Annotated in this window: 19 protein-coding genes; 7 read left to right on the top strand and 12 right to left on the bottom strand. The window is 69.9% G+C overall.

The features are described 5' to 3' along the window. Positions 1 to 5: 5 nt before the first annotated feature. The 4 genes from C6C15_RS06105 to manA all read right to left on the bottom strand — a co-directional run bounded on the left by C6C15_RS06105 (position 6) and on the right by manA (position 6,106). On the bottom strand, positions 6 to 1,388 hold the full coding sequence (locus tag C6C15_RS06105; RefSeq protein WP_105949557.1) for a DUF5719 family protein: 1,383 nt from the start codon (positions 1,386 to 1,388) through the stop codon (positions 6 to 8). Beyond that, entirely contained in the window at positions 1,385 to 4,417 is a 3,033-nt protein-coding gene (locus C6C15_RS06100) for a glycosyltransferase (RefSeq protein ID WP_105949556.1), read from the bottom strand. The genes C6C15_RS06105 and C6C15_RS06100 overlap by 4 nt, the downstream gene beginning before the upstream one ends. An 82-nt stretch (positions 4,418 to 4,499) precedes the next feature. Then, positions 4,500 to 4,817, bottom strand: coding sequence for a WhiB family transcriptional regulator (locus C6C15_RS06095; RefSeq protein ID WP_060921730.1), 318 nt, complete (start codon positions 4,815 to 4,817; stop codon positions 4,500 to 4,502). 161 nt (positions 4,818 to 4,978) lie between these two features. Next, a complete protein-coding gene (manA, locus tag C6C15_RS06090; protein ID WP_105949555.1) occupies positions 4,979 to 6,106 on the bottom strand; it encodes a mannose-6-phosphate isomerase, class I in 1,128 nt (375 codons plus the stop codon). Positions 6,107 to 6,174: 68 nt separating this feature from the next. Here manA and C6C15_RS06085 point away from each other — a divergent pair, with 68 nt between their 5' ends. Together C6C15_RS06085 and C6C15_RS06080 are read left to right on the top strand one after the other, a co-directional pair. Next, complete coding sequence (locus C6C15_RS06085) at positions 6,175 to 7,590, top strand: O-antigen ligase family protein (protein ID WP_105949554.1); 1,416 nt, start codon at positions 6,175 to 6,177, stop codon at positions 7,588 to 7,590. Continuing rightward, the gene (locus C6C15_RS06080) at positions 7,587 to 8,885 is read left to right on the top strand and encodes an O-antigen ligase family protein (RefSeq protein WP_105949553.1); all 1,299 of its coding nucleotides are present in this window, start codon (positions 7,587 to 7,589) and stop codon (positions 8,883 to 8,885) included. Before C6C15_RS06085 ends, C6C15_RS06080 begins: the two co-directional genes overlap by 4 nt. Before the next feature lie 10 nt (positions 8,886 to 8,895). Here the strand turns inward: C6C15_RS06080 and galE are convergent, their stop codons facing one another. Next, positions 8,896 to 9,885 carry a UDP-glucose 4-epimerase GalE gene (gene galE, locus C6C15_RS06075; protein WP_060921733.1) on the bottom strand — a complete coding sequence of 330 codons (990 nt, stop codon included), beginning with the start codon at positions 9,883 to 9,885 and terminating at the stop codon, positions 8,896 to 8,898. A gap of 146 nt (positions 9,886 to 10,031) precedes the next feature. On the opposite strand from galE, the gene C6C15_RS06070 reads away from it, so the two are divergent. The 3 genes from C6C15_RS06070 to C6C15_RS06060 are packed head-to-tail and all read left to right on the top strand — an operon-like array spanning position 10,032 to position 13,460. Then, entirely contained in the window at positions 10,032 to 11,942 is a 1,911-nt protein-coding gene (locus C6C15_RS06070; RefSeq protein WP_105949552.1) for a glycosyltransferase, read from the top strand. Next, a complete protein-coding gene (locus tag C6C15_RS06065; RefSeq protein WP_060921735.1) occupies positions 11,939 to 12,901 on the top strand; it encodes a glycosyltransferase in 963 nt (320 codons plus the stop codon). Before C6C15_RS06070 ends, C6C15_RS06065 begins: the two co-directional genes overlap by 4 nt. Position 12,902: 1 nt before the next feature. Continuing rightward, positions 12,903 to 13,460 carry a hypothetical protein gene (locus C6C15_RS06060; RefSeq protein WP_060921736.1) on the top strand — a complete coding sequence of 186 codons (558 nt, stop codon included), beginning with the start codon at positions 12,903 to 12,905 and terminating at the stop codon, positions 13,458 to 13,460. A gap of 25 nt (positions 13,461 to 13,485) precedes the next feature. Here the strand turns inward: C6C15_RS06060 and C6C15_RS06055 are convergent, their stop codons facing one another. The 7 genes from C6C15_RS06055 to C6C15_RS06025 all read right to left on the bottom strand — a co-directional run bounded on the left by C6C15_RS06055 (position 13,486) and on the right by C6C15_RS06025 (position 21,905). Further along, entirely contained in the window at positions 13,486 to 14,220 is a 735-nt protein-coding gene (locus tag C6C15_RS06055; protein ID WP_105949551.1) for an ABC transporter ATP-binding protein, read from the bottom strand. Continuing rightward, positions 14,220 to 15,038, bottom strand: coding sequence for an ABC transporter permease (locus tag C6C15_RS06050; protein WP_060921738.1), 819 nt, complete (start codon positions 15,036 to 15,038; stop codon positions 14,220 to 14,222). The genes C6C15_RS06055 and C6C15_RS06050 overlap by 1 nt, the downstream gene beginning before the upstream one ends. Positions 15,039 to 15,048: 10 nt before the next feature. Beyond that, positions 15,049 to 16,185 carry a UDP-galactopyranose mutase gene (gene glf / locus C6C15_RS06045; protein ID WP_060921751.1) on the bottom strand — a complete coding sequence of 379 codons (1,137 nt, stop codon included), beginning with the start codon at positions 16,183 to 16,185 and terminating at the stop codon, positions 15,049 to 15,051. Then, positions 16,185 to 17,480, bottom strand: coding sequence for a nucleotide sugar dehydrogenase (locus tag C6C15_RS06040; RefSeq protein ID WP_105949550.1), 1,296 nt, complete (start codon positions 17,478 to 17,480; stop codon positions 16,185 to 16,187). The genes glf and C6C15_RS06040 overlap by 1 nt, the downstream gene beginning before the upstream one ends. Before the next feature lie 61 nt (positions 17,481 to 17,541). Next, complete coding sequence (locus tag C6C15_RS06035) at positions 17,542 to 19,590, bottom strand: acyltransferase family protein (RefSeq protein ID WP_105949549.1); 2,049 nt, start codon at positions 19,588 to 19,590, stop codon at positions 17,542 to 17,544. Then, positions 19,587 to 20,669 carry a non-hydrolyzing UDP-N-acetylglucosamine 2-epimerase gene (gene wecB, locus C6C15_RS06030; protein ID WP_060921741.1) on the bottom strand — a complete coding sequence of 361 codons (1,083 nt, stop codon included), beginning with the start codon at positions 20,667 to 20,669 and terminating at the stop codon, positions 19,587 to 19,589. The genes C6C15_RS06035 and wecB overlap by 4 nt, the downstream gene beginning before the upstream one ends. A gap of 57 nt (positions 20,670 to 20,726) precedes the next feature. Further along, on the bottom strand, positions 20,727 to 21,905 hold the full coding sequence (locus tag C6C15_RS06025; RefSeq protein ID WP_105949548.1) for a hypothetical protein: 1,179 nt from the start codon (positions 21,903 to 21,905) through the stop codon (positions 20,727 to 20,729). A gap of 203 nt (positions 21,906 to 22,108) precedes the next feature. Between C6C15_RS06025 and C6C15_RS06020 the strand changes: the two genes are divergently transcribed. Continuing rightward, positions 22,109 to 23,917, top strand: a complete 1,809-nt coding sequence (locus tag C6C15_RS06020) for an ABC transporter ATP-binding protein (RefSeq protein ID WP_060921743.1) — start codon at positions 22,109 to 22,111, stop codon at positions 23,915 to 23,917. Next, entirely contained in the window at positions 23,914 to 25,056 is a 1,143-nt protein-coding gene (locus tag C6C15_RS06015) for a glycosyltransferase (RefSeq protein WP_105949547.1), read from the top strand. Before C6C15_RS06020 ends, C6C15_RS06015 begins: the two co-directional genes overlap by 4 nt. Positions 25,057 to 25,058: the final 2 nt, after the last annotated feature.

The following is a 25,058-nucleotide window of genomic DNA, read 5'->3' as shown; positions in this document are numbered from 1 at the left end:
GCTCGTCAGGGGTAGACGGTGATCGACGTCTCGACGCCAGGGGACGGCGGGACCGGAAGCACGGCCACGGCGCCGGGCGCGGTCATCGTGACGGCGGCGTGCACCTCGCCGGAGGGACGGAGCAGATAGGTCGTGTCGGGCGCGACGTCGATGCCGCGGGTCTCCCCCGCCGGGATGACGATCTCCTGCGGCGACCCCCCGTCGACGGACGAGAGCGCGACGGTGGTGTCCTCGTCGGACGAGTTGGCCAGCTGGAGTCGCGGAGACGGACCGGACGGCACCGCGAACGCGACCTCCGCATCGATCTCGGGGGCGGGGGTGACCCACGCGAAGTCGGAATCCGCTCCGAAGCCGTCCTGCTGACGGGCTCCCGCGATGACCGGGGCGTCGGCCTCGATCTCCACGGTGTACGTCCCGGGCTCGAGGCCGCTGAGCGAGACCTGGGCCGGCTCGTCCGCGGTCAGCGGCACCGTGAACTCGTCCAGACCGGCACCGCCGCCCTCGGCGGTCACGCGGACCTGGGCGACCGCGTCCGCGCCGGGAGCAAGCAGTCGCAGCACCGTCATGTCTCCCTGGTCCCCCGTCGCGGCGAACGCCTGCACGCCCGGGAGCACGACGCGCTGCTGGGGCCCGGGCACCGCTTCCTGCTGGTCGGCCCCCACCGGGTCGAGCACCTGCATCAGCGCGGACTGCAGGACGGCGCGGACCGGTGCCCCGACCGCGCTCACCTTGACGACGGGGATGTCGTTGCCAGCGGCGATGGAGGTCAGCGGCAGCGCCGTCTGCGTACGCGGAGGGACGATGACCGTACGACCGCCACGCGCCGATCCGTAGACCGCGAGGGTCACGGTCGCGGGGACGTCGGACGCGTTGGCGAGGAGAACTACATCCTCTGCTCCGGTGCCCACCGACCCTCCGACGAGCCACGACTCCAGCCGCGGGATCCCGCAGGGCGATGCTGCGAAGCCGGCGAGGTCGTCCGCGGCGAGGGTGGACGACTCGGCTCCCGCGATGAGCGGCGCCGTGCGTCCCTCCACGGCGCCGGTGAGCACGGGCACCTCCTGTCCGTCCACCAGATCCGGGACGGCGAGCCCCGCCTGCGACGGGACACCGCTCGTGCCCCCTGCCGTGAGTTCAGGAGTCGCCGCCCGGCGCATCTCCGACGGGGCGGCCGTGTTGCGACCGAGAGCGCGGAAATCGCCCGCGCACACCAGGACGCTGTCCCCCGGGAGCGGAGTCACCTGCTGCTGTGCCGGCTCGTGCGTCACTGTCGGCCAGGGGGCGTGCACGGCGGTCGCGACGCCCAGCACACAGGCCGCGGCGACCACGACTCCGGTGACGACGCGCGCACTGGTCGCGGCGACGCGGAACGCACGGTTGCCGGTCATCGGTGGTCCTCCTCGGTGCCGGTGCTTCCTCGGCTCTCGGCGGACGCACGGTCCTCGGTCGGAGCGCCGTCCGGCACGTCGTCATGGTCTTCGTCGGTCGGGTGCGCGTCGGCGATCGGGGCGAGCGCCTCGTCGGCCAGCGCGGGCTCGTCCTGCGGATCCTCGACGGTGCCGACCGGCGGCACGTCGGCCGCGTCTGGCACGGTGTCCTCCGCATGCCGCGGGAGCACCAGCGGCTCCTCCGGCGCCCTGCCGACGATCCGCGACTGCGCCCTCGCCGCCCGACGCGACGCGCGCGTCGGGATGGACAGGAGCAGCGCGGCGAGCAGGACCAGGAGCTGCACCGTCACGACGAGCCGGGCGGTGCCCTCCTGGGTCGCGCTCAGCGATGCCGACGCCGCCGGCTCGCCCTCGAGGCGCCAGAGGACTCCTCGATCCGTCGACCCGGCCTGCACGAGGCCGGCCCGTTGGTCGATCGCGGCTACGGACGCCGTGCGCAGTGTGCGTGCGCGATCCCCCTCGCCCGGCGCCTCCGCGAGGAGGACGTAGCTGATCCCCTGCGCGAGCAGTTCCGCCGGCGCGTCGAAGTCGCGGGCGGAGATGAGGTCGACGGCGAGAGTCGCGATGTCGGTCCCCTGCGGTTCGATCGCCGTCGAGAGCATCGTGGTCTGCGAGCCGAGGGTCTCGCTGGGACCGCGCACCACGACGACAGCGAGACCGCCGTCGTTCTGGGGCGTGAGGATGAGAGTGGAGATCGGCCGGTCCCCTGCCGCCTGGGCTCGCACATAGGCGGGAAGGGTGGACTCGGGGCCGTTCGTCAGTGCGGAGCGGTCGGTGTGGAAGGCGGTGAGAGCAGGGACAGCGCACGCCACGAGGGCGAGGGCGGCCACCCCTGTGGCGGCGACGCGCAGGCGCGGCAGCGTGATCGCCGTGTCGAGCGTGATCGTCGCGGCACCCACGACGCCGATCCAGGCGAGGCTCAGACCGGTGCCGGGCCAGATCGGCACCGGGGTGCCCCCCGCGGCGGCGACGCTGATCCCGACGGCGAGAAAGGCGGTTGCCAGTCCGCTGAGCGCGACGACCAGCAGGGTGATGCCCGCCCGCCATCGAGGGGAGACGGCGGACCCCAGCGCGAGCAGCGCGAGCGGTGCGCAGAGCAGCGCCGCCCAGGTTCCGGGGACGACGCTCGCCCAGCCCGCCAGATCGTTCGTCGGGAAGCCCCCGGCGATCGCCAGGCGTCCGGCGGCGTCGGCCGACGCCTGCGGCCCCAGCCACGTCAGGCCGGGATCGGCGAGCAGACCGAGCGCGCTGCCGTGGGCGAGCTGCCAGAAGATCAGCGGAGCGAACAGCACCGCGGTGGGCAGGGGAAGCCAGAGCAGGCGACCCGCACCTCGGAACTGCGCCGTGCCGAGCACGATCCCCAGAGCCACGACCCACAGCAGCGCGAGGGCCGGAGCCAGGACCGGTGCACAGGCGACGACCGCCGCCAGGAGCAGGGACGCACTGCCGGCCGCGCCCCAGGATCGGTGGGCGACCACCGCCGAGTGGAACAGCCACGGGAGCAGCAGGTGGACGAGCACGGCAGAAGGCCGCCCGTCCACGAGCGCGGTGAGGAAAGTCGGCGCGAGCGCCCACGCGATGCCGGCGAAGATGCGCAGTCCGGCCCGATCGGTGACCCGGGTCGCGGCGAACCATCCGCCGAGGACGGCGAGCGGCAGCGCGAGGATCCACAGCAGCACCATCGCGAAGGACGGCGCGCCCGGCCACAGCGACCCCAGGACGGCGATGATCGCAGCGAACGGGTCCGCCGGTCCGACGAGATCGACGCCGATCCCGCGCAGACCCCATGCCGCGTCCTGCCACAACGCGCCGACGGTCTCACGCAAGGGCAGGAGTCCACCGCCTCCCAGCGCCGGCCAGGCCAGGAGACTCGTGAAGGAGGCGATGCTCACCACCAGCGCGGCCAGCACCGCCCAGGCTCCGCCCCCGGAGAAGAAGCGGAGCTCGCTGACGGCACCATGCTCGCTGCCGTGCCCGTCGTCGAGCCGGCGACGCAGTTGTGCGGGGGTGACGCGCAGCGGGGCGATGCTCGCCCAGGTGGAGGATCGGAACGAACGGATCCGGGCGCGCGATCGGGCGACGGCGCCGAAACGGACCATCGCGAGGAGAGCAGCCCCCCACTCCGGGAACACGGCCTCCGGCCGCTTGCCGATGAGATGGGTGAGGGAACGCCACAGCGCGAGCGGCAGGAACGTCAGCCAGTGCAGCGGCACGGCGGCGGCAGGCGCATAGGCGAGGCGGCGATGCAGCTGGGCGAGGCGGGTGACGAAGGCACGGCGCGCCCGTCCCGCCGGGAGCGCCGCAGGGCCGTCCGGAGCGGCGGAGACCCTCGCAGCCGGAGCGAGGACGACACGGCCGCCTCCGAGTCGCGCCCGCACGCCGAGGTCGAGGCCTTCGTCCGCACCCCCGAGGGCAGGATCGGGGCGAAGCGCCTCGCGCACCTCTCCGCGAATGAGCAGGCCCCGGATGTCGGCGCCGAGGGCGTCGTCCATCCGGTCGTGCTGGCCCTGGTCCAACTCCCCCGCCGCCAGCTCGACCGAGCGGCCGAACGTGGTCATGCTCACGCCCAAGGAGACGATCTCGCGCTCATTGTCGGTGGCGACGAGTTTCGGCGCGATGATCGCGGCGGACGGCGACCGCTCCAGCATGCCGGTGAGACGCTCCAGCGCACGCGGGTGCGGGGCGGTGTCCTGCGCGAGGATCCAGATCGCCGATCCGTCGAGGACGCGCGGGCGCGCCAGATCGAGGGCCTCGGCGAACGAGGTCGACGCGCGCGCCTCGATGATGCCCTCGACGGTGGCGGCGACGGCTTCGCTCTCCCGTGCGGTGGTGGCGTCGCCGCAGATGATCAGTGTGACGGCCGCGGGCGGGAGCGTCTGCGAGCGCACGGCGTCGAGCGTGCGGAGGAGCTGGGCGCGGGCGGAGGGGCCGGGGCGCGCGACGATGAGGGCATGAACTCGGGCTGGCATGACGTGGTCAGCCTATGCGGGGCGTCACGCCGGGATGCGCACCGCTCCCGGCGCGCCCGGGAAGCCGCGCCGCGAAGTCGGGTCAGCTGGCGCGACGCTTGAGCTTGCGCCGCTCGCGCTCGGAGAGACCGCCCCAGATGCCGAAGCGCTCGTCGTTGGCCAGCGCGTACTCGAGGCACTCGCCACGGACGTCGCACGCCGTGCAGATGCGCTTGGCGTCCCGCGTCGAGCCGCCCTTCTCCGGGAAGAACGCCTCGGGGTCGGTCTGCGAGCAGAGCGCATCGCTCTGCCAGGCGAGGGCGTTGTCGTCGTCCTGGTCGGACCGGCGGACCCCGGGGACACCGAGGTTGACTGGATCGACGAACCAGTTCTCCGGCACATCGGAACGGTAACCCGTCATCTCGACCTCCAACCCTTCAGAAACCGCCCCCCTGGCGGGCCGTGCTCACCTAATTACACCCGTGTCATTCGCTCGGGTCAAGTCGCGGATCGTAAACCCTCAAGCGATTCTTGAAGGTTCTTGGACGTTCCTCGGCGTGTCGCGGCCCCGGGGATGACGTCTCAGCGGCCGGGGGTCGCGACGAAGGCCTCACCCGCACCGGAGAGCGTGAGGGAGCGCTCGTCGGCGTCGGCGAACGCCGCCGTGCCGACCGGGACGGCGGTCTCCGCGCCGGACTCCGCGGTCACGTGGACGGAGCCGGCCGTGGCCAGCACCATGGTCGGGCCGGAGACGTCCAGGGTGACCGCCGCGCCATCGATCCGGACCCGTCGGAGGGCGAAGTCGGGCACGGGAACCGGGTACGTCGTCACGGCTTCGTCGCCCGTCTGCCGCAGCACCGGGACCTCGCCGGGGGTGGTGTCCAGCACGGCGAGCAGCTCGGGGACATCGATGCGCTTGGGGGTCAGACCACCGCGGAGCACGTTGTCGCTCGCCGCCATGATCTCCACGCCGAGGCCGGAAAGGTATGCGTGCAGCAGTCCGGCCCGCAGGAAGACGCCTTCGCCGCGGCGCAGTACCACGTGGTTCATGAGCAGGGCGACGACGACCCCCGGGTCGCCCGGCGAGGTCTCGGCGATCGCGGCCACGGCCCGCAGAGCCGGCTCCTCCTCCCCCGCCTCCCCGGCGGCGGCGCCGACGACGGCGGAGATGATCTCGTCGACGTGGCCCTGCGCCTGCCCTCCGAGCAGCCAGCCGATCGCGTCCCCGAGCGGGTCGCCCTCGCCCGAGAGCCGCTCCCGCAGGGCCCGCACGCCGGGGACGTCGTCGAGGGAGTCGAGAATTCGCAGGGTGTCCGCGACCGGACGCAGGCCGCTGAGCGACTCGAAGCGGTCACTCAGGGCGACGATGAGCTCCGGCTTGTGGTTGGCGTCGCGGTAGTTCCGCCGCGGGTCGTCCAACGGCAGCGCGCTCTCCCGCGCCCAGCCCTCCTCCGCCTGCTCCCTGGTCGGGTGCACCTGGATCGACAAGGGCCGCGCGGCGGCGAGGAGCTTCAGCAGGTACGGCAGCGAGCCCCCGGTCACCTCGTCCAGCGTCCCGCCGTCCGCGAGGTCGGCGGGATCGCCGGGGTGATCGCCGAACCACACCTCGGCCTCCGGCGCGCCCGTCGGGGTGCGGCCTTCGAGCTCGGCGAGGAGGGAGGACGATCCCCAGGCGTAGTCGCGGGGCACGTTGGTGAGGCTGCGCAGCATGCCCCCAGCGTAGAGCCCGGCGCCACGGACAGGTCGGATCCGGGCCCGTCGAGGTAGCCTGAGTCGCGATGGCCCAGTACACCAAGCACCCGGTGGCAGCCCCGCCCACCGCGCCAGAGCGCGAGTCCACGGGGCATCTCCTGCTGCGCGGATACGTCATCGCCGTCCTGTTCGTGGCCTTCGCGCATTCGGCGGTGTACAACCTCGTCGGCGAGATCGGGGCGGCGATCGTGCTCGCCCTCTTCAGCGCAGCCACCCTCGCGATCGGCGTCCCGATGCTCGCCAGGAAGCGCCCGCAGTCGTTCCGCTGGCGTCGGCTGCCGTGGGCGGCCATCGGCTACACGGCACTCGCCCTCCTCTCGGTCGCCTGGTCGCAGTGGCGCGTCCCCACCGTCGCCACGGGTGTGCTCCTGGCGGCGGTCACGGTGAACGGTCTGTTCATCGCACACGTGCTGACCTGGCACGAGATCGTGCGCGCCCTGTCGTCCGCCTTCAAATGGATCCTCGGCCTCTCCCTCGCCCTCGAGCTGTGGGTGTCGCTGGTCCTCCATGGTCCCCTGCTGCCGAACTTCGCGGACATCCCCGACGGGAAGATCGACCCCCAGTGGTACTGGGTCCGCGACAACCTCTTCGACGGCGGACGCATCCAGGGCATCCTGGGCAACGCGAACCTGCTCGGCATCGTGTCACTGTTCGCGCTGATCACCTTCGGCGTGCTCTTCGCCGCTCGAGCCCGCTGGCGGACCACGCTCGCGCTGTGGATGCTCCTCGCGGCATACTTCCTCGTCCGCACCGCGTCGGCGACCGCGCTCGTGTGCGCCGCCGCGGCCGCCGTGGTCCTCGTCGTCGCCCTGCTGATGCGTCGAGCGGCCTCGCCGACCGCGCGCACTCGGATCTACGTCGTCGCGATCGGCTCCACGGTCCTCGGCGGTCTCGCCGTGTGGCTGCTGCGCGAGCCCCTCCTCGGTCTCCTCGGCCGCAGCGCCGACCTCACCGGCCGCTCCGACAAGATCTGGGCGGCGGTGCTCGAACGGGTCGGCGAGCACCCCGTCATCGGCAACGGCTTCTCCAGCCCGTGGGTGCCCACGGACCCGGCTTTCGACGGCTGGATCGTCGACCATGGGATCACCGTGTTCCACGCCCACAACATGTGGCTGGACGTGCTGCTGCAGCTCGGCATCGTCGGCCTCGTGCTGATGGCCGTGGCGTACGGTAGCCTGCTGTGGCGCTCCTGGTTCTTCGCCGTCGACCGCCCCCGGTGGGACCTCGACGCGCGGCGCCCCTACTCCCCGCTCACGCTGCTGCCCAGCCTGTTCACCATCGTGCTGCTGGTGCAGGGGCTCACCGAGTCGACCCCCATCATGCTGTGGGGGTGGCTGCTCCTGGTGTTGCTGTCGTTCAAGCTCAAGTCGGTGCCGCTGGTGGGCGTCGGCGAGCGGGATCTCGTCTTCGAACGCGGCGCGACGCCGCGGCGGGTGCCGTGACGGCGGCACACCCGCTCGCCCGGCTCCTCGGCTCGGCGGAGATGGCGCGGGCGTTCACGCTGGCGGCACTGACCGCCGTGTTCGGCTCGTTCGCGATCGGACGGATGACGTCGGCCGTCACCCTCGCCACCATCATCACGGCCCTGTGCCTGCTCGGCGCCGCGATCCTCTGGGTGCGGAGAGAGGAGCTGTCCCCGCTGCGCATCGCGCCGTCCTCGCTGCTGGCCTTCCTCGCCTGGGCGCTCGTGAGCCTGGTGTGGACGACCGACCGCTCCGACACAATCCTGGGCTGGCTCTCGCTCTTCGGCTACGCATTCCTCGCGATCACCATCGGACACATCCGCGACACGCTGCAGACCGTCCGCGCGCTGGGCGACACCCTCCGCGTCCTACTCGGCATCTCCCTCGGCGTGGAGATCCTCTCGGGCGTGCTCCTCGACCTCCCATTCTCCTTCCTGGACATCCAGGGCAATCTCGCCTCCGGCGGCCCGGTCCAGGGGCTGTTCGGCAGCCGGAACATGCTCGGCTTCATCGCCGTGCTCGCCCTGATCACCTTCGTGATCGAGTGGCGCACCCAATCCGTGGATCCGCCTCTCGCGGTGGTCTCCGTCGCCCTCGCCGGCGGGCTGGCCTTCCTGTCGTCCTCGCCGACGGTGCTCGTGCTGGCCGTCGCCGTCGGAATCGTCACGGTCGCGCTCACCATCGTCCGCCATACCGCCCCGGCCCGTCGGAACCTCGTGCAATGGACGTTGGGCGTCCTGGTCGCCCTCGCACTCACCGTCGCGTTCGCCCTGCGTCACCAGATCATCGCGCTGCTGGACGCCGGATCCGACTTCTCCATGCGGGCCGAGCTGTGGAACATGATCCTCGACTTCGTGGCCGTCAAGCCCATCACCGGATGGGGTTGGTTCGGCGACTGGGCCCGAGGAGAGTATCCGTTCACGTTCATCAACTTCCAGCTCGACGACCGGCATCAGAGCGCACTGAACGCCTTCTTCGACGTGCTGCTGCAGCTCGGCGCGGCAGGGTTGGTGCTGTTCCTCCTGCTCGGCGGCATCGCGCTGATCCGCTCCTGGCTGGTCGCGAGCGTCCGCCGCTCCGTCGTCTACGCCTGGACGCCGATCACGCTCGTGACGCTCGCGGTGGACTCGATGTTCGAGAGCTTCACCCTCGTCGGCGCCGGGTGGTTCATGCTCGCCCTGTGCGCCCTGCGCGCCGGGCAGTCCCGCTCGTGGCGCGAGAACATCGACGCCGCGCACACCGGCGCCATCCCCACACTGCGCCCGCAGGAGTGACGGCGCGCCGTCAGCGGACGGTGGGGAGCTTCTGCGCCCAGGCGAGGGCGTCGCGGACGCCGTCGTCGACGGAGCGCTCCGCACGCCACCCCAGCACCTCGCGCGCCCGCTCCACGATCGCGAAGGCGCCGGCCTGGTCCCCGGGCCGGCGATCGGTCTCCACGACGGGCAGCGGGTCCCCGGTCACCCTCTCGAAGGCCCGTACCAGCTCGCGGACCGTGACACCGTCGCCGGTGCCCAGGTTGATCACCTGATACGGCTGCTCCGGCGTCGCGACATCGTCGAACCGGGTCACCGCCGCGACGTGCGCGAGCGCGAGGTCCCAGACGTGGATGTAGTCCCGCAGGCCCGATCCGTCGCGGGTCGCCCAGTCGGTGCCGGTGATCGTGAACGGCTCCCCCGCCGCCCGCGCCTGCATGATCTTGCCGAGCGCGTGCGACGGAGTCGGGTTCTGCAGTCCGGTCCGCAGCTGCGGGTCGGCGCCGATCGGGTTGAAGTAGCGGAGCGCGATGGCGCGGAAGTCGCCGGCCGCTGCGGCGTCGGCGAGGATCTGCTCGACCATCGCCTTGGTGGTCGCATAGGGGCTCGAGGGGGCGAGCCGCCCGCTCTCGTCGACCCCGTCCCCCGTCTCCCCCGCGTAGATCGAGGCGGAGGAGCTGAACACGATGCGCCCGATCCCGGCGTCCCGGAGGCGGCGGAGGAGCGTGATCGTCTTGCCGACGTTGCTGTCGTAGTAGCCGAGCGGATCGGCGACGGACTCGGGCACGACGATACGGGCGGCGCAGTGCACGACGGCATCGATGTCGGGGTGGTCCGTCAGCAGCCGGTCGAGGACGGCGGCGTCGGCGATGTCGCCGACGTAGAGGTTGCGTCCCTCGCCGAAAGCCGCCAGCCCGGTGGACAGATCGTCGAGCACCACGACCTGGATCCCGGCCTCGATGCACGCCGTCGCCACGGTCGATCCGATGTAGCCGGCCCCGCCGGTGATCAGTACCTTCATCGCGGTCAGTCTAGCCAGCCACGCCGAGCGCAGGGGATCGGCTCTCCGCAGATCCGAAGGCGACCACCGGTAGGCTACTCACTGCTCGTCGAGTCCCGCGCTGCCCTCCGGCAGCGGCCGCGGCATCAACAACGGAGAACCTCCCTGTGGCCCACGTCCTTCAGAACGTCGTCTTCCCGCTCGATCGCGACCCCGATCTGCTCCCGCTGTATGCGGATCCGGAAACGTGGTCGGTGATCGAGGAGGAACCGGTCCGGGTCTCCAGCCGCGCGCATCTCGGCAACATCCTGGGACGGCATCGCGCCCGGATCGTGGCCGGTCGGCGCGTCTCCCTCGGCACCTACTTCAACGCGTTCCCCGCGTCGTACTGGCAGCACTGGACGAGCGTCCGCGAGGTGCAGCTCACCGTACGGACCACGGGGCCGGCGACCATCCTCGTCTACCGCTCCAACGGCGGCGGTGTGCGCCAGCGCGTGGCCACCCGGGAGGTGACCGGCGAGGCCACGACGTCGTTCGACCTCGACCTCACCCAGTACAGCGACGGCGGGTGGATCTGGTTCGACATCGTGGCCGACGAGAAGCCCGCCGTGCTCGAGGGCGCGGAGTGGACCACCGAGCAGGCTCCCACCCGCACCGGGAAGGCCTCTCTCGGCATCACGACATACAACAAGCCCGACTACTGCGTCGAGACCCTGAGGGCACTCGCCTCCTCTCCTGATGCGCTGGAGTTCGTCGACCGCATCTTCCTCGTCGACCAGGGCACGCAGCTCGTCGCTGACCAGGACGGTTACGCCGAGGTCGCCGAGCGTCTGGGCGAGACCCTGCAGGTCATCCGCCAGGGCAACCTCGGCGGATCGGGCGGCTTCGCCCGTGCGATGCACGAGTCCCTGCAGCGCCCCGAGAGCGACTTCGTGCAGCTGCTGGACGACGACGTCCGCATCGAGCCGGAGTCGCTGCGGCGCTCCATCATCTTCGGTCAGTTCGCCACCACGCCCATGCTCGTCGGCGGACACATGTTCGACCTCCTCGACCGCCCCAAGCTGCACGGCTGGGCGGAGGTCGTCGACGAGGGCCCCTTCATGTGGCGCAACCTCTACCAGGAGAAGATGCCGCACGACTTCGGTGTCGCCAACCTGCGCCAGTCGCCGCTGCTGCACATGCGGATGGACGCCGACTACAACGGGTGGTGGATGTGCCTCATCCCCCTCGACGCGGTCCGCAAGGTGGGACTCTCCCTCCCTGCGTTCATCAAGTGGGACGACGCGGAGTTCTGCCTCCGCGCCGGCGAGGCGGGCTTCCCGACCGTATCGATGCCCGGTGTGGCGCTCTGGCACGTCTCCTGGGTGAACAAGGACGACTCGATCGACTGGCAGGCCTACTTCCACGCCCGCAACCGGATCGTCGCCGGGCTCCTGCATTCCGGAGCACCGCGAGGCGGCCGCCTCATCGTGCACAGCCGCCGCGTGGATCTGAAGCACCTCATGATGATGCAGTACTACCCGGTGGCGCTGCGCAACCGGGCTCTGCGCGACGTGCTCTCCGGACCCGGCCACATGCGCCGCAACCTGGCCACGGCGATGCCGGCCGCGCGCGCCCTTGCCGCCGAGTACCCGGAGACGGTGATCCATCGCGACCCTGCCCGGGTGCTGCATTCCCGCCACGGCCGCCAGGTCTACAAGCGGCTGCCGAAGAACGAGTTCGACAGCCCGACCGGCTTGCGACTGCGGATCTTCACGCTGAAGACACTGCTCTCGCACTGGGTGCACCGGCCCGACCCGGCGAACGTCGCTCAGCCGGAGGTGGAGTTCGGGAAGGGCGACGCGCACTGGTGGCGCCTCCCGCTGTATGACAGCGCTCTCGTGAGCGCCGCCGACGGCTCAGGGAAGAACATCTACACGCGCGACCGCGCCAAGTACCGCCGCATGCTGCGCGAGTCCGTGCGTCTGCACGCCGAGCTGCGACGACGGTGGCCGGAGCTCCAGCGCCAGTACCGCGCCGCTCTGCCGGACCTGGTCTCCGCCGAATCCTGGCAGCAGGTCTTCGAGGAGAAGGCATGACCACCGACGCCCCTGCCTTCGATCCCTCCTCCGCCGCGATCGTCATCGTCACGTACAACCGCTCGCATCTGCTGACCGGCCTGCTCACCAGCATCACCGCGATGGACCCGAAGCCGGGCCACGTGATCGTGATCGACAACGCCTCCTCGGACGATACGACCGACGTCGTCGAGTCCTTCCGCGACGACATCGGCACCGACCTCGTCTATCGCCGTCTCGACGTCAACACCGGCGGCTCCGGCGGTTTCAGCGAGGGCATGCGCACGGCGTACGATCTCGGCGCCCAGTGGATCTGGATGATGGACGACGACGTCGAGGTGCTCCCGGACGGTCTCGCCCGGATGGGCGCCTGGGCGCCGCGATTCAAGAGCATCCAGGGACGGCGCTACGACTACGACGGCAGCGAGTTCTACTGGCAGTACCGCATCGCGGAGCGCATGGGCATCCCGATCCCGTTCGCCCCGGCAGGCTTCGACTCCTCCGGCTACAAAGAGATGAACAGCGGCTGCTTCGAGGGGATGTTCATCCACCGCTCGATCGTGCAGCAGATCGGCCTCCCCGACCCGCGCTTCTTCATCTACTGGGACGACCAGATGTACGGGTGGCTGGCCTCTCGCCTGACCACGGCGGTCATCGTCGATGAGTTCGTGCTCCGCCGCACGCGCGAGATCCGGCAGTGGGACATGGGCATCCGCCACATGAACGCCTCGAGCAATGCCTACCGCTACTACATCATGCGCAACCGTGCCTTCATCAAGCAGTACTACCGCGTGCACGGCGTCTACAACCCCGTGCTGTTCGGCCTCGGGACGACCGCGACCTTCTTCAAGGAGCTGATCCGGCTGGTCTTCGTCGAGCGCACCGTCCGCGGCACGAGCAATCTGTTCCGCGGGCTCAGGGACGGTGGCCGCATCGGTCGCGATCGCACCTGGGAGCCGATGAGCCCTCTGGAGGCCTGACATGGACGAGCCCCAGCCCGAGGTGCGGTGGGCCCCGCTTCCCCCGGCGCCCCAGCGCACCGGTCGGGTGTGGCTGATCGTCGGGCTGAGCGTCGCCGCACTGGCCGTCGTCGCGCTGGTCCTGTTCTTCGCCGTCTTCCGCGGTGGGATGCCGGGCCCAGAGGGGTCCGGGACACCGCCTGTCGGCTCATCGGAGACTCCCCCGGACGGGGCGACGCCGATGACGTCCGCACCGCCGGTCGATGACCCGACGCTCGAGGTCTTCCGGGACAAGGTGTCCGGTTGGTTGAGCGCCGTCGAGCCCGGCCTCGACATCGTCACGGGTGCGAGCACCGAGGACGCCATCCCGGTCGTCGACTCGCTGATCGACGACGCACAGCGCCTGGGCGACGCCCTGCCGCCGTCGTCCATCCAGGACTCCTGGCGCTCCGGCGTGGAGACCTACGCGCAGCAGCTCACGGCGCTGCGCTCGGCGGTCGAGGACGGCTCCGGTGTGTCAGCGGCCATCGACAGCGCGCGCGCTGCCGCGGCAGACCTGCGCGATCTCGTCGGCCTCTGACACCCCGCCGGGTCGGCGCGTCGGCTCAGACGGAGTAGTCCGCGTTGTAGCGGTCCAGGACATCCGTGATCGGGGCGTCCAGAGCGAGCGTGCCCCGGTCCAGATAAAGCCCTCTGGTGCAGAACCGGCGCAGGTCGCGCTCGTTGTGACTGACGAAGAACAGCGTGCGGCCGTCCGAGAGCAGTTCGTCGATGCGCTTGTAGCACTTCTCCCTGAAGGCCTTGTCGCCGACCGCGAGCACCTCGTCGACGAGCAGGATGGGCTCGTCGAGCTGGGAGACGACGGAGAACGCCAGACGCACCTTCATTCCGTTGGAGAGGTGCTTGTACGGCGTCTCCTCGAACCCGGCGAGCTCGGCGAACGCGATGATGTCGTCGTATCGGCGGGCGACCTCGTCCTTCGACATGCCGTGCAGTCCTGCCGTCAGCCGGACGTTCTCCCTGACCGTCAGATCGCCGACGAAACCACCGGTGATCTCGATGAGCGGGGCGACCCCGCCGTTGACGCTGACAGAGCCCTCATCGGGCAGCAGCACGCCAGCCACGAGGCGGAGCAGCGTCGACTTGCCCTGACCGTTCCGCCCGACCACGCCGATCGATTCGCCCGGTTGCACGGTGAACGAGACGTCGCGGAGCGCCCAGAACTCTCCGGGACGCGAGCGACGGGACGCTCCGGCGAACAGGTCCTTGAAGCTGCGCTGTCCCCGACGGTTGCGGCGGAAGCGCACACCGAGGCCCCGCACGTCGATCGCGGCGTCCATCACAGCTCCTTCAACACGGGGCGCTCGAGACGCCGGAACGCCCAGACGCCGAGCGCGAGGATGAGCAGGCACATCACGGCGCTGACCGTGAGCGTGAACGGGTTCCACTGGTCCGGGAAGAACGGCATGCGATACAGCATGAAGATCCCGGCGAGCGGATTGAAGGCGCCGAGCGTCTGGAAGACACCGGGCAGGTCCGTGACGTTGTAGATGATCGGGGTGGCGTAGAACATCGCCCGGAGGATGAGCGCCGTGGTGCGCTCGAGGTCCGTGTAGAGCACGCACAGCGGCGCGACCAGCAGGCCGAGGCCGACGAGCAGCACCGTCTGCATGAGGATCGCCACCGGCACCCAGAGCACGCCCCAGCCGATCTGCACCACCTGGTCGGGATGGCTCTCGAACAGGAGGTTGACCACGATGAACAGCACCAGCACCGGCAGTGAGAACAGGAACTCCATGCCCTTGCTGAGCACGATGCGGTTCACCCAGATGGAGCGCGGGATGGATGTCGAGCGGACGAGACGGGCGTCCTTCTTGAACGCCCGCGTGAAGTCCGACACGGAGCTGTTGAACCACACCCACGGCAGCAGCGCGCTGATGAGGAAGATGATGTACGGCTGCTCCCCCACGTCGCGACGGAACACCTGGGTGAACACGAACCAGTAGATCGCGCTCATCACCAGCGGGTCGAGAACAGACCACACGTAGCCGAGGAAGCTCGTCGCGTACCGGACCTTGAGGTCACGGGCCGACAGCAGCCACAGCGAATGCAGATAGCGCCGGGGCGTCCCGGGCGCCCCGACAGCAGCGTGACTCACGATTCCGAGTCTAGGAGAGAGTGTTGTTCCAGAGCGACAGCGCCGACCCGATGGCCATGTGCATGTCGAGGTACTGGTACGTGCCCAGGCGACCGCCGAAGTGGACGTCCTTCTCCCCCTTCGCGAGCTCGCGGTAGGCCAACAGGCCCTCGCGGTCGGCCGGGGTGTTCACCGGGTAGTAGGGCTCGTCGGTGCGCTCGGCGAAGCGGGAGAACTCCCGCATGATGACGGTCTTGTCGGACTCGTAGACGTCCTTGCGCTCCGGGTGGAAGTGCTTGAACTCGTGGATGCGCGTGTACGGCACGTCCATGTCCGGGTAGTTCATGACGCTCGTGCCCTGGAAGTCGCGGACGTCGAGCACCTCCTGCTCGAAGTCGAGCGTACGCCAGCTCAGCGCGCCCTCGGCATAGTCGAAGTAGCGGTCGACGGGGCCGGTGTAGACCACCGGGACCTGCCCGACGGTGGCCCTCTTGTTCAGCGCCTGGGACTCGTCGAAGTAGTCGACGTCCAGCTTCACCTCGATGTTGGGGTGGTCGGCCATGCGCTCGAGCCACGCGGTGTAGCCGTCGGTGGGCAGCCCCTCCCACGTGTCGTTGAAGTAGCGGTTGTCGTACGTGTAGCGCACCGGGAGCCGGCTGATGATGTCGCCGGAGAGCTTCTGCGGGTCGGTCTGCCACTGCTTCGCGGTGTAGTCGCGGAAGAACGCCTCGAACAGCGGGCGCCCGACGAGCGCGATGCCCTTCTCCTCGAAGTTCGTCGCGGACTTCGCATCGAACTCGCCCGCCTGCTCCTTGACGAGCGCACGGGCCTGATCCGGCGTGTACGCGGCCTGGAAGAACTGGTTGATCGTCCCGAGGTTCACCGGCATCGGGAACACGACGCCCTTGTGGGTCGTGTAGACACGGTGCACGTAGTTCGTGAACGAGGTGAAGCGGTTGACGTACTCCCACACCGTCGCGTTCGACGTGTGGAACAGGTGCGCGCCGTAGCGATGCACCTCGATCCCGGTCTCGGGTTCCGCCTCGCTGTAGGCGTTGCCGCCGATGTGCGAGCGGCGGTCGATGACTGTCACCTTGCGGCCCGCTTCCGCGGCGCGCTCGGCGATGGTGAGGCCGAAGAAACCCGACCCGACGACGAGGAGATCCATCAGGCTGCCGTCCCCACCACGAGGCGCGGCGTCCCGGACCACAGCGCGGCGTCCGTGGCCGCGCGACCGTCCACGAGGAGCTTCACTCCCGGCAGCTGGGCCGGGCTGAGCTCACGATAGTCGGCGTGGTCCGTCTGGAGGATGGCGAGATCGACCGGTCCGCCGAGGTCGTACGGCTCGAACCCGAGTCGACGCAGTTCCTCGTCGGTGTACAGCGGGTCGTGCACGACGACCTCGGCTCCGCGGGCGCGCAGCGCCTCGACGGTCGGGAACACACCGGAGAAGGCCGTCTCCTTGACGCCGCCGCGATAGGCGGCCCCGAGCACGACCGCCCGCAGACCGCTCAGGTCACCGAGGATGCCTTCCGCCTGCGCCACCAGGCGCTCCGGCATGGAGGCGTTGAGCTGGCGCGCCACCCGCACGATGTCGGCGTCGGGGTCGGTGGAGAGATACAGACGGGGGTAGACCGGGATGCAGTGTCCGCCGACGGCGATGCCCGGGCGGTGGATGTGGCTGTACGGCTGCGAGTTGCAGGCCTCGATGACTTTATAGACATCGATCCCGTGTTCTGCGGCGAACAGGCCGAACTGGTTGGCCAGGCCGATGTTCACGTCGCGATACGTGGTCTCGGCGAGCTTCGCCATCTCGGAGGCCTCGGTCGTGCCGAGGTCCCACACACCGTTCGGGCGAGGGAGATCGGGACGCTCGTCGAACTGCAGGACGGACTCGTAGAACTCGCGGGCGCGACGGTTCCCCTCGTCGGACAAGGCGCCGATGAGCTTCGGGTACTTGCGCAGGTCGGCGAAGACCCGCCCGGTGAGCACGCGCTCCGGCGAGTACGCGAGGAAGAAGTCCGTGCCCTCCGTCAGCCCGGAGCCCTCCTCGAGCATGGGCTTCCACCGGTTCCGGGTCGTCCCCACGGGCAGCGTCGTCTCGTACGACACCAGGGTGCCGGGCGTGAGGTGCTCGGCGAGCGATCGCGTCGCCGAGTCCATGTACTGGAAGTCCGGCTCCCACGTCTCGTCGTTCACGAACACGGGCGCGACGAGGACGACGGCGTCGGCTCCCGGGATCGCCTCGGCGTAATCGGTCGTGGCGCGCAGACGGCCGGAGGGGACGAGCTCCTGCAGCTTCTCCGCCAGGTGGGCCTCACCGGGGAACGGCTCCTGCCCGGCGTTGATGATGTCGACCGCCTTCTGGTTGACATCGACGCCGATCACATCGTGACCGGAGGAGGCGAACTGGACGGCGAGGGGAAGCCCGATCTTTCCGAGGGCCACGACGGCGATACGCATGACGCCTAGTCTACGGGGGCACCGGCTGGACGGGCGCCAGGAGCGGCGCACCGCCCCGCCTTCAGCCCCGGGCGCCGAGTGCGGCGAGGAACGGCTCCTCGAGGGCAGGGGCGAGGTACGACACGAAGGCCGTGGTCAGATGGTTCACATCGCGGTAGACGAGCAGGTCGTCGATGATCACGGGGCACACGCTGTCGTCGCACACATAGTCGGTGAGGTCGACGTACACGCCGCCCGCCGCCGTGACGGAACGCTTCTCCGCGGCGGTGAACGCAGCGTCGAGGACCTCGTCGCGCGCGCCGTCGCACCGGGTGGTGTCCAGGACGTCCGCGGAGATGCACGTGGCGGGCGGCGACTCGAATCGCGGGGTGTCTGCGATGACGAGCACTTCGGAACCGGCGGCGCGGAGGCGTTCGACGGTCGTGCGCATGCCTGCCTCCCACTCCTGCGTGCGTGCCTGGGCGTCGGAGGCGTCGGCGAGATCGTAGTGCGCGTAGCTGGAGATCACGACCAGCGCCGGAGGGGCCTCCTCCAAGTGCTCCAGGACTGCCTCACGCCAGCGGTCGCAGGAGGTGTACGGCACGTCCTTGTCCAGCACCGTGGTGGAGACGGCGGGACACGAGGACTTCGTGTACGACGAGAGCGCGATGCCCCCGTGCTCCTCGGCGATCTCGGAGACCGCGGGGAACCACTGGGCTGCGTGGGAGTCGCCGAAGACCGCGACGGACGTCTCGCCGTCCCCGTAGGTGCAGTCTTGCACCTCCTCCTGGGACACGCTGTGATGGCAACCGTCGGCATAGAGGACGGGCAGATCCGCCGCCACGTCGGCGAGCGACGGCGTCATGTTCCGGGGCACGAAACCGGTGCCCCGGGGCGGATCCGTCGGGAAATCCGGAGCCGCGGCCACGGCCTCACCGGTGCCGACGTCGCGTGCGGCGGCCCAGTGCGCCGCTCCCGTCAGGCCTGCGGCGAGGACGAGGGTGAGGGCGAGCGTACCGAGCAGCGTGAACCGCGGGCGTCGGCGGGTGAGCCAGCCGGGTGCCCGGAGCGGCGTCTCGACGAAGCGGAAGAGCAGCCACGCGAGAGGCACTGCCAGCACGATGCCGAGGCCGATCTTCACCAGCAGGCGCAAGGGGTGTTCCTCCCCCACCGCGGACTGCGTGACGATCAGCAGCGGCCAGTGCACGAGGTACAGCGAGTACGAGATGAGACCGATGAACTGCATCGGCCTCAGAGAGAGCACCCACGTGGGGCCCCACGCCGGAGAACGGGCGCCGAAGAGGATGACGAGGGCCGTGCCGACGGTCGGCACGATCGCCGCCGTGCCGGGAAAGACCGTGGCGTCGTCGTACAGCACGGCGCTGGCCAGGACCAGGGCGATGCCGGCCCATCCGCCGACGGCGCCGAGCCAGGCCGGCACACGGAACGCGCCGTGCAGGAGGATGGCACCGACCAGTGCGCCGATCAGCAGCTCCCACGCTCGCGTGGGGAGCAGGAAGAAGGCGGCCGGTTGGTTGACGGGGGTGAGCACGATACCGGCGACGAGACTCGCGACGCCGAGCGCGGCGATCGCGGCGACGACCATCCCCATACGCCGGCGCAACAAGACGAACAGCGCGAGCAGGATCAGCGGCCAGAAAAGGTAGAACTGCTCCTCCACTCCCAGCGACCAGTAGTGCTGATACGGCGAGGGCGAGTGGTCGGCGAGGTAGTCGGTGTTCTGGATCGCGAACCACACGTTCGGCACATAGAGGATCGTGGCGAGGGCGTCGCGGAGCACGCGCTCCAGTGCGAGCGGCGGCACGAAGGCGATCGCGGCGATCGCGGTCAGCAGCGCCACGGTGAGCGAGGCCGGCAGGATCCGCCGGATACGACGGGCATAGAAGTCCGCGAAGCGGATGCGCCCGTGTCGTTCCAGCGATTCCAGCAGGTGACTGGAGATGAGGAAGCCGGAGATGACGAAGAACACGTCGACGCCGACATACCCCCCGGTGACGACCGGGATGCCCGCATGGTAGACGAGCACCAGCCCGACCGCGATCGCCCGCAGCCCCTGCACATCGGTGCGGAAGCCGCGGCGCTCGCGCAGCACGGGGGCGGGGGCGGTCACGCGCCGTCGGTGGTCCCCGCGGCGCGGAGCAGCTCGGACACCACCCGCTCCGCCGCATGTCCGTCGCCGTACGGCGCCTCGTCGGTGTCGGCGGGACGAGGACGGGTGACCCCGGCGGCGATCTCCTCGGCGGTGTTGGCGAGGACGTTCCAGCCGAGCTGCACCGTCTCCACCCACTCCGTCTCGGTTCGCACCGTCGTGCACGGGACGCCCAGCAGGAACGCCTCCTTCTGCAGCCCCCCGGAGTCGGTGACGACGCCCGCGCTGGACAGCGCGGCGGCGATGAGGTCGGGATAGGCGAGCGGCGCGTGCGCGATGAGCGTTCCCTGGGTGAGCTCGATGCCGTGCGCGGCGGCCTTGGCGACCACGCGCGGGTGCGCGAGGAGCACGACCGGCTTGTCGAGGCCCGCCAGGGAGGTGGCGACCTCGGCGAGACGGGACGGGTCGTCGGTGTTCTCGGCGCGGTGGATCGTGGCGACGTAGTACCCGCCGGCGGTGAGGCCCAGCTCTTCGAGCAGCGCGGACGGGCGCCCGGAGACCTCGTCTCGCACCTCGAAGAGGACATCGGTCATCACGTCACCGACGAGAACGGTGCGCTCGGCCAGCCCCTCGTCGGCGAGGTGGTCGACGGCCACCTGGGTCGGCGCGAGGAGGATGTCGGCGGCGTGGTCGGTCATCACACGGTTGTGCTCTTCAGGCATGCGGCGGTTGAAGCTGCGCAGACCCGCCTCGAGATGCGCGACCGGGATGTGCATCTTCACGGCACTGAGGGCGGCGGCCACGGTGGAGTTGGTGTCACCGTAGACCAGCACCCAGTCCGGGCGGTGCTCATCGAAGACGGCGTCGAGCGCCGCGAGCATCGCGCCGGTCTGCACGCCATGGGACCCGCTGCCGACGCCCAGGTGGACGTCCGGGGCGCCGATCCCGAGGTCTTCGAAGAACACATCGGACAGCATCGGGTCGTAGTGCTGACCGGTGTGCACGATGACGTGCTCGACACCGGCCGCCTTCGCGGCCTTGTGGATGGGGGCGAGCTTGACGAACTGCGGGCGGGCCCCGACGACGCTGACGATCTTCACGGGACACAAGTCTAAACGCCCCCGCTCCCCCGCCCGCACCGGGGCCCCGGGCATGACCTAGAGTGCGCCGAGGAAGCTGCGTCCTTCGGCCGCGGCGTTCAGCCGCTCTGCGGCGGCATGCGAACCGCGCTTCATCTGCTCGACGTCCGCCGCGGTGAGACCCTGCAGCGCGGAGGCGAGGTCGTCGCCCTCGTACCCGCTGGTCACCACCACCCCGTTCTGCCACTCGCGGACGATGGGCGCCATCGTCCGCCCGTCCGCGACGACGATCGCGAGGCGGCCCTGGATGGACTCGAAGAACTTGTTCGGCAGCGCGAACTCGAGGTTCTTCTCCCGAGGCCGATAGAAGATGATCTCCATATCGTATTCGTTGACTCGCTCGGCGATCTCCCGCATCGGGGCCGGCGGCACGATGTGGAGGCGGTCCCTGGCCGGGTGCGCGGCGATCTGATCGCGCAACCAGCCGTGCATGAAGGCGTTGGGCATGATCATGAACGTCATCGAGAAGCGTGGCGGGAGCGTGCGCATCGCGTCGAGGATCTCGGTGAACCCTCGGTGCATGCTGGGCATGCCGTGGAAGAGCATGCGGATCTCGCCCTCGTCCACCGGCGACGGCTCCTGCGCGACGAAAGGCGGCGCGTTCTGCACCACCGCCGGTGCGGGGAAGCCGAACTCCTCGGCGTAGAGCTCTCCGATGGGCGCGCACACGACGGTCCGGCTGGTGAACGCCGCATCCCCGATGTGCCGGCGCACCCAGCGGTAGTGCCCGGCCGTGAGCCGCCCGCCGATCGTGTCGCGGCGACGGTCGGTCCGCCGGTACTCGTGCAGATCCAGATGCAGGCTTCCGGCGAGAGCCTCGGGGGTGAAATCGCGGCGGTCGTCAACCCAAGGGGTGAACTCGTACTCGTTGAAGACGATGAGTCCGTAGCGCCCGCTCCGCACACGCGCGCGGAGCTCCTCGGGGATGCGGCTGGTCACCGTCGCACGGAATCGCGCCGGCGCGGTCAACAGGAACTGCGCGACAAGGGTTCCCCATCGCGTGGTGGTCCAGCGCGGAGCGGGTCCGAGCACGTGGTGTTCGACGACCTGGGGCGACGGATGCCCGCCGAGGCCGAGCGTCTCGACCTCCCATCCGTCCGAGATCAGCCAATCGACCTGACGGCGCACTCGCGGATCGGTCTCGATGTCGGAGTAGGACAACAGCAGCGCGCGGCCCTGACGCGGATCGGCCGTCACCGGGTCGCTCCCGCGGCACCTTCGGCGCGCACGCGGCTCACAGTCGAAACGAAAGGCATACGGCTATTCTGACAGAGGCCTGGAAGAGGCCGTGAACCCCGGAGCAGGAGATGCGCCGGGACGGAGGCGCCGCCATTCGGGTGCGGCGCCGTTCGCCGCCGGCCACACGATCACCCGGCGGGATCAGCATTGGAGGACGCCGGGTGAAGAGCCTGTGGCACACACTGGTCGCGCTTTTCGAAGTGCTGCCGCGAGGGGCGAAGCCCTTCTACACCTGGTACTCGATCTTCACCGCGGCATTGGCGATCCTCGACACCCTCGCGCTCGGGCTGATCGTCCTGTCCGTGACGCCGCTGGCCAGCGGCAAACCCATCGTCCTGCCACTGATCGGCGAGATCCCGGAAGCCGCGACCGTGTGGGTGGTCGTCGTCGTCTGCGCCCTCTTCATCCTCAAGGGCGTGCTCGCCGTAATCCTGCACTGGTTCGCCACCCGGCGCTTCGCACGGTACGAACTGGAGGTCGGTAACCGTCTGTTCCGCGCCTTCACGCGGCGCAGCTGGCAGGACCGGTCCTCCCTCAGCACCGCGGAGATCACGCGGATCGTCGACGGTTCGATGGCCAACACCAACCTCGGATTCATCCTCCCCCTCTCCCAGGTCCCCGGCAACGCGCTGACGTTCGTCTCCGTCCTCGGCGTTCTGGTCCTGTCGCAGCCGCTCACCGCGTTGATCGCCGTGGTTTACCTGTCGCTGATCTCCCTGGTGATGCTCAAGGTCGTCACCGCCCGCACCCGCCTCGCCGGCCAGCACAACCGGAAGTACGGCTATCGGGTGGCGACGGTCATGACCGAGATGATGGAGGCGCTCAAGGAGGTCACCCTCCGCGGAAAGCTCGATGAGGTGGGCGCCGAGGTCACTCGCCTCCGTCGCCGCGCGACGACCGCGCGCGCCAACATCTCCTTCCTCGGGATCGTGCCGAAGTACTCGTTCGAGGCGGCGCTGATCGGCGGCTTCCTGCTGATCGGCGGCACCAGCTTCCTGCTCGGAGGCATCGACGCGGCAGTGGTCTCCATCTCCCTCTTCGCTGCGACGGGATTCCGCATGATCCCCGCCATGAACGGCATCCAGACGAGTTTCAACGCGGCATCCGCCAATGAGGTCTACGCCAAGGACGTGATCCGCGAGCTGTCGCGCGTCGCCGACGAAGAGGCGCAGCCCACGCCGGCGGCGCGGTCCGTCGCGCGCGTCGAGGTCCCGCTGCCGGACGACCCGCGCGAGCTCCGGCTGCGCGACGTGACCTTCCGGTACCCCGGCTCCGAGCGCGCCGTCCTGCAGGACGTCTCGCTGACCGTGCCGTTCGGATCCCGCTTCGCGGTCGTCGGGCCGTCCGGAGCCGGGAAGTCGACACTCATCGACATAACGCTCGGATTGAGTCGGCCCACCGGCGGGCTGATCTCGATCGACGACGTGCCGCTCGATGACGTCCTGACGCAGTGGCGCTCTCGCGTCGGCTACGTCCCTCAGAAGGTCGCCCTCTTCGACGCCTCCATCGCCCAGAACGTCGCCCTCACGTGGACGGACGATTTCGACGAGGATCAGGTGCGGAAGGTGCTCGAACAGGCGCAGCTCGACGAGCTGCTCTCCCGCCCAGGCGGCATCCACGCCCGTATCGGCGAGCGTGGGCTCGCGATCTCGGGCGGACAGCAGCAGCGCCTGGGAATCGCACGGGCGCTCTACGCCGATCCGCTCGTCCTCGTTCTGGACGAGGCCACGAGCGCGCTCGACACGGCAACGGAGGGGAGGGTCATGGAAGCCATGCGTGCCCTGCAGGGAGAGGTGACCTTCATGACGATCGCCCACCGCCTGGCCACGATCCGTGATTACGACCAGGTGCTGTACCTCGAGAACGGCGTCGTCGGCGGCGTCGGGACCTTCGACGAGGTGGTCGCGTCGGTGGCCGACTTCGAGGTGCAGGCTCGGCTCGCCGGGCTCGCGGGCGGAGGGAACGCATGACCGCCGGCCGCCCCCGCGTCCTCGTCCTGTCGCTGTCGAAGGTGGCGTCGGATGCACGTGTACTGAAGCAGATCGCGCGTCTGTCCGAGACCGCCGACGTCGTGTCCTGCGGCTACGGCCCCGCCCCCGCCTCCAGCGTCGCCCACGTCGAGCTGGCCGAGGCCGAACCGCGGTGGGCGGTGCTGCTGCGTGCTCTGCTCATCCGTGCCCACCTCTACCGCAGCGCCTACTGGACCACGCCGGCGGTCCACCGCGCGCGACGGCTCCTCCGTCGGCAGTCGTTCGACGCCGTGCTCGCCAACGACCTCGACACCGTCGGCCTCGCACTCGCCCTGACCGCCCCGGAGCGGATCCACCTGGATCTCCACGAGTACTGGCTCGGGCTTCACGACAACAGCGCCGCCTGGCGGAAGCTGCGTCAGCCCTACTACCGGTGGCAGCTGCAGCGGTGGGCGGCTCAGATCCCGTCCGCCACCACCGTGAGCCGCACGATCGCCGATCGCTATCGCGACGAGTTCGGCATCGACGGCGGCGTGGTCCTCAACGCCACCAGGCTGCACGACCTCGCGCCGACGCCGGTGTCCCGTCCGCTGCGCCTCGTCCATTCCGGCGGGAGCCAGCCGAGTCGCCGGATCGAGAACATGATGAGGGCGGTGGCCCAGTCGACCTCCGGTGCGACGCTGGATCTCTACCTGGTCGGGCAGGGTACCGATTATTACCGGAGCCTCACGGCCCTCGCCGACGAGCTGGGCGACAGGATCCGGATCCTCCCTCCCGTGCCGTCCGCGGAGCTCATCGAGACGCTCAACGACTACGACGTCGGCATCCATGTGCTGCCACCGACGAACACCAACAACGAGCTCGCACTGCCGAACAAGTTCTTCGACTACGTGCAGGCACGGCTCGCGCTGGTCATCGGCCCGACGCCGTCGATGGTCGAGATCCTCCGACACCACGACCTGGGGATCGTGACCGCAGACTTCGAACCGGCGTCCTTGACCGCCGCGCTCGATGCACTCACCCCCGAGGAGGTCGAGGGTTTCAAGGCTCGGTCGCACGCGTCCGCAGCCGAGCTCTCCGCCGAGCCGCAGAACGACATCTGGCACCGGGCGATCCAGGCGATCGTCCCGCAGGACTGAAG

The sequence above is a fragment of the Microbacterium sp. str. 'China' genome, from assembly GCF_002993305.1.
Lineage (GTDB): Bacteria > Actinomycetota > Actinomycetes > Actinomycetales > Microbacteriaceae > Microbacterium > Microbacterium paraoxydans.
Note: the sequence above shows the minus strand (reverse complement) of the source record. Positions and strands in the feature narration are given on the sequence as shown.

Coding starts and splice junctions, on each gene's coding strand:
- C6C15_RS06105 (WP_105949557.1), bottom strand. CDS start 1,388: ATGACCGGCAACCGTGCGTTCCGCGTCGCCGCGACCAGTGCGCGCGTC.
- C6C15_RS06100 (WP_105949556.1), bottom strand. CDS start 4,417: ATGCCAGCCCGAGTTCATGCCCTCATCGTCGCGCGCCCCGGCCCCTCC.
- C6C15_RS06095 (WP_060921730.1), bottom strand. CDS start 4,817: ATGACGGGTTACCGTTCCGATGTGCCGGAGAACTGGTTCGTCGATCCA.
- manA (WP_105949555.1), bottom strand. CDS start 6,106: ATGCTGCGCAGCCTCACCAACGTGCCCCGCGACTACGCCTGGGGATCG.
- C6C15_RS06085 (WP_105949554.1), top strand. CDS start 6,175: ATGGCCCAGTACACCAAGCACCCGGTGGCAGCCCCGCCCACCGCGCCA.
- galE (WP_060921733.1), bottom strand. CDS start 9,885: ATGAAGGTACTGATCACCGGCGGGGCCGGCTACATCGGATCGACCGTG.
- C6C15_RS06065 (WP_060921735.1), top strand. CDS start 11,939: ATGACCACCGACGCCCCTGCCTTCGATCCCTCCTCCGCCGCGATCGTC.
- C6C15_RS06060 (WP_060921736.1), top strand. CDS start 12,903: ATGGACGAGCCCCAGCCCGAGGTGCGGTGGGCCCCGCTTCCCCCGGCG.
- C6C15_RS06055 (WP_105949551.1), bottom strand. CDS start 14,220: ATGGACGCCGCGATCGACGTGCGGGGCCTCGGTGTGCGCTTCCGCCGC.
- glf (WP_060921751.1), bottom strand. CDS start 16,185: ATGGATCTCCTCGTCGTCGGGTCGGGTTTCTTCGGCCTCACCATCGCC.
- C6C15_RS06040 (WP_105949550.1), bottom strand. CDS start 17,480: ATGCGTATCGCCGTCGTGGCCCTCGGAAAGATCGGGCTTCCCCTCGCC.
- C6C15_RS06015 (WP_105949547.1), top strand. CDS start 23,914: ATGACCGCCGGCCGCCCCCGCGTCCTCGTCCTGTCGCTGTCGAAGGTG.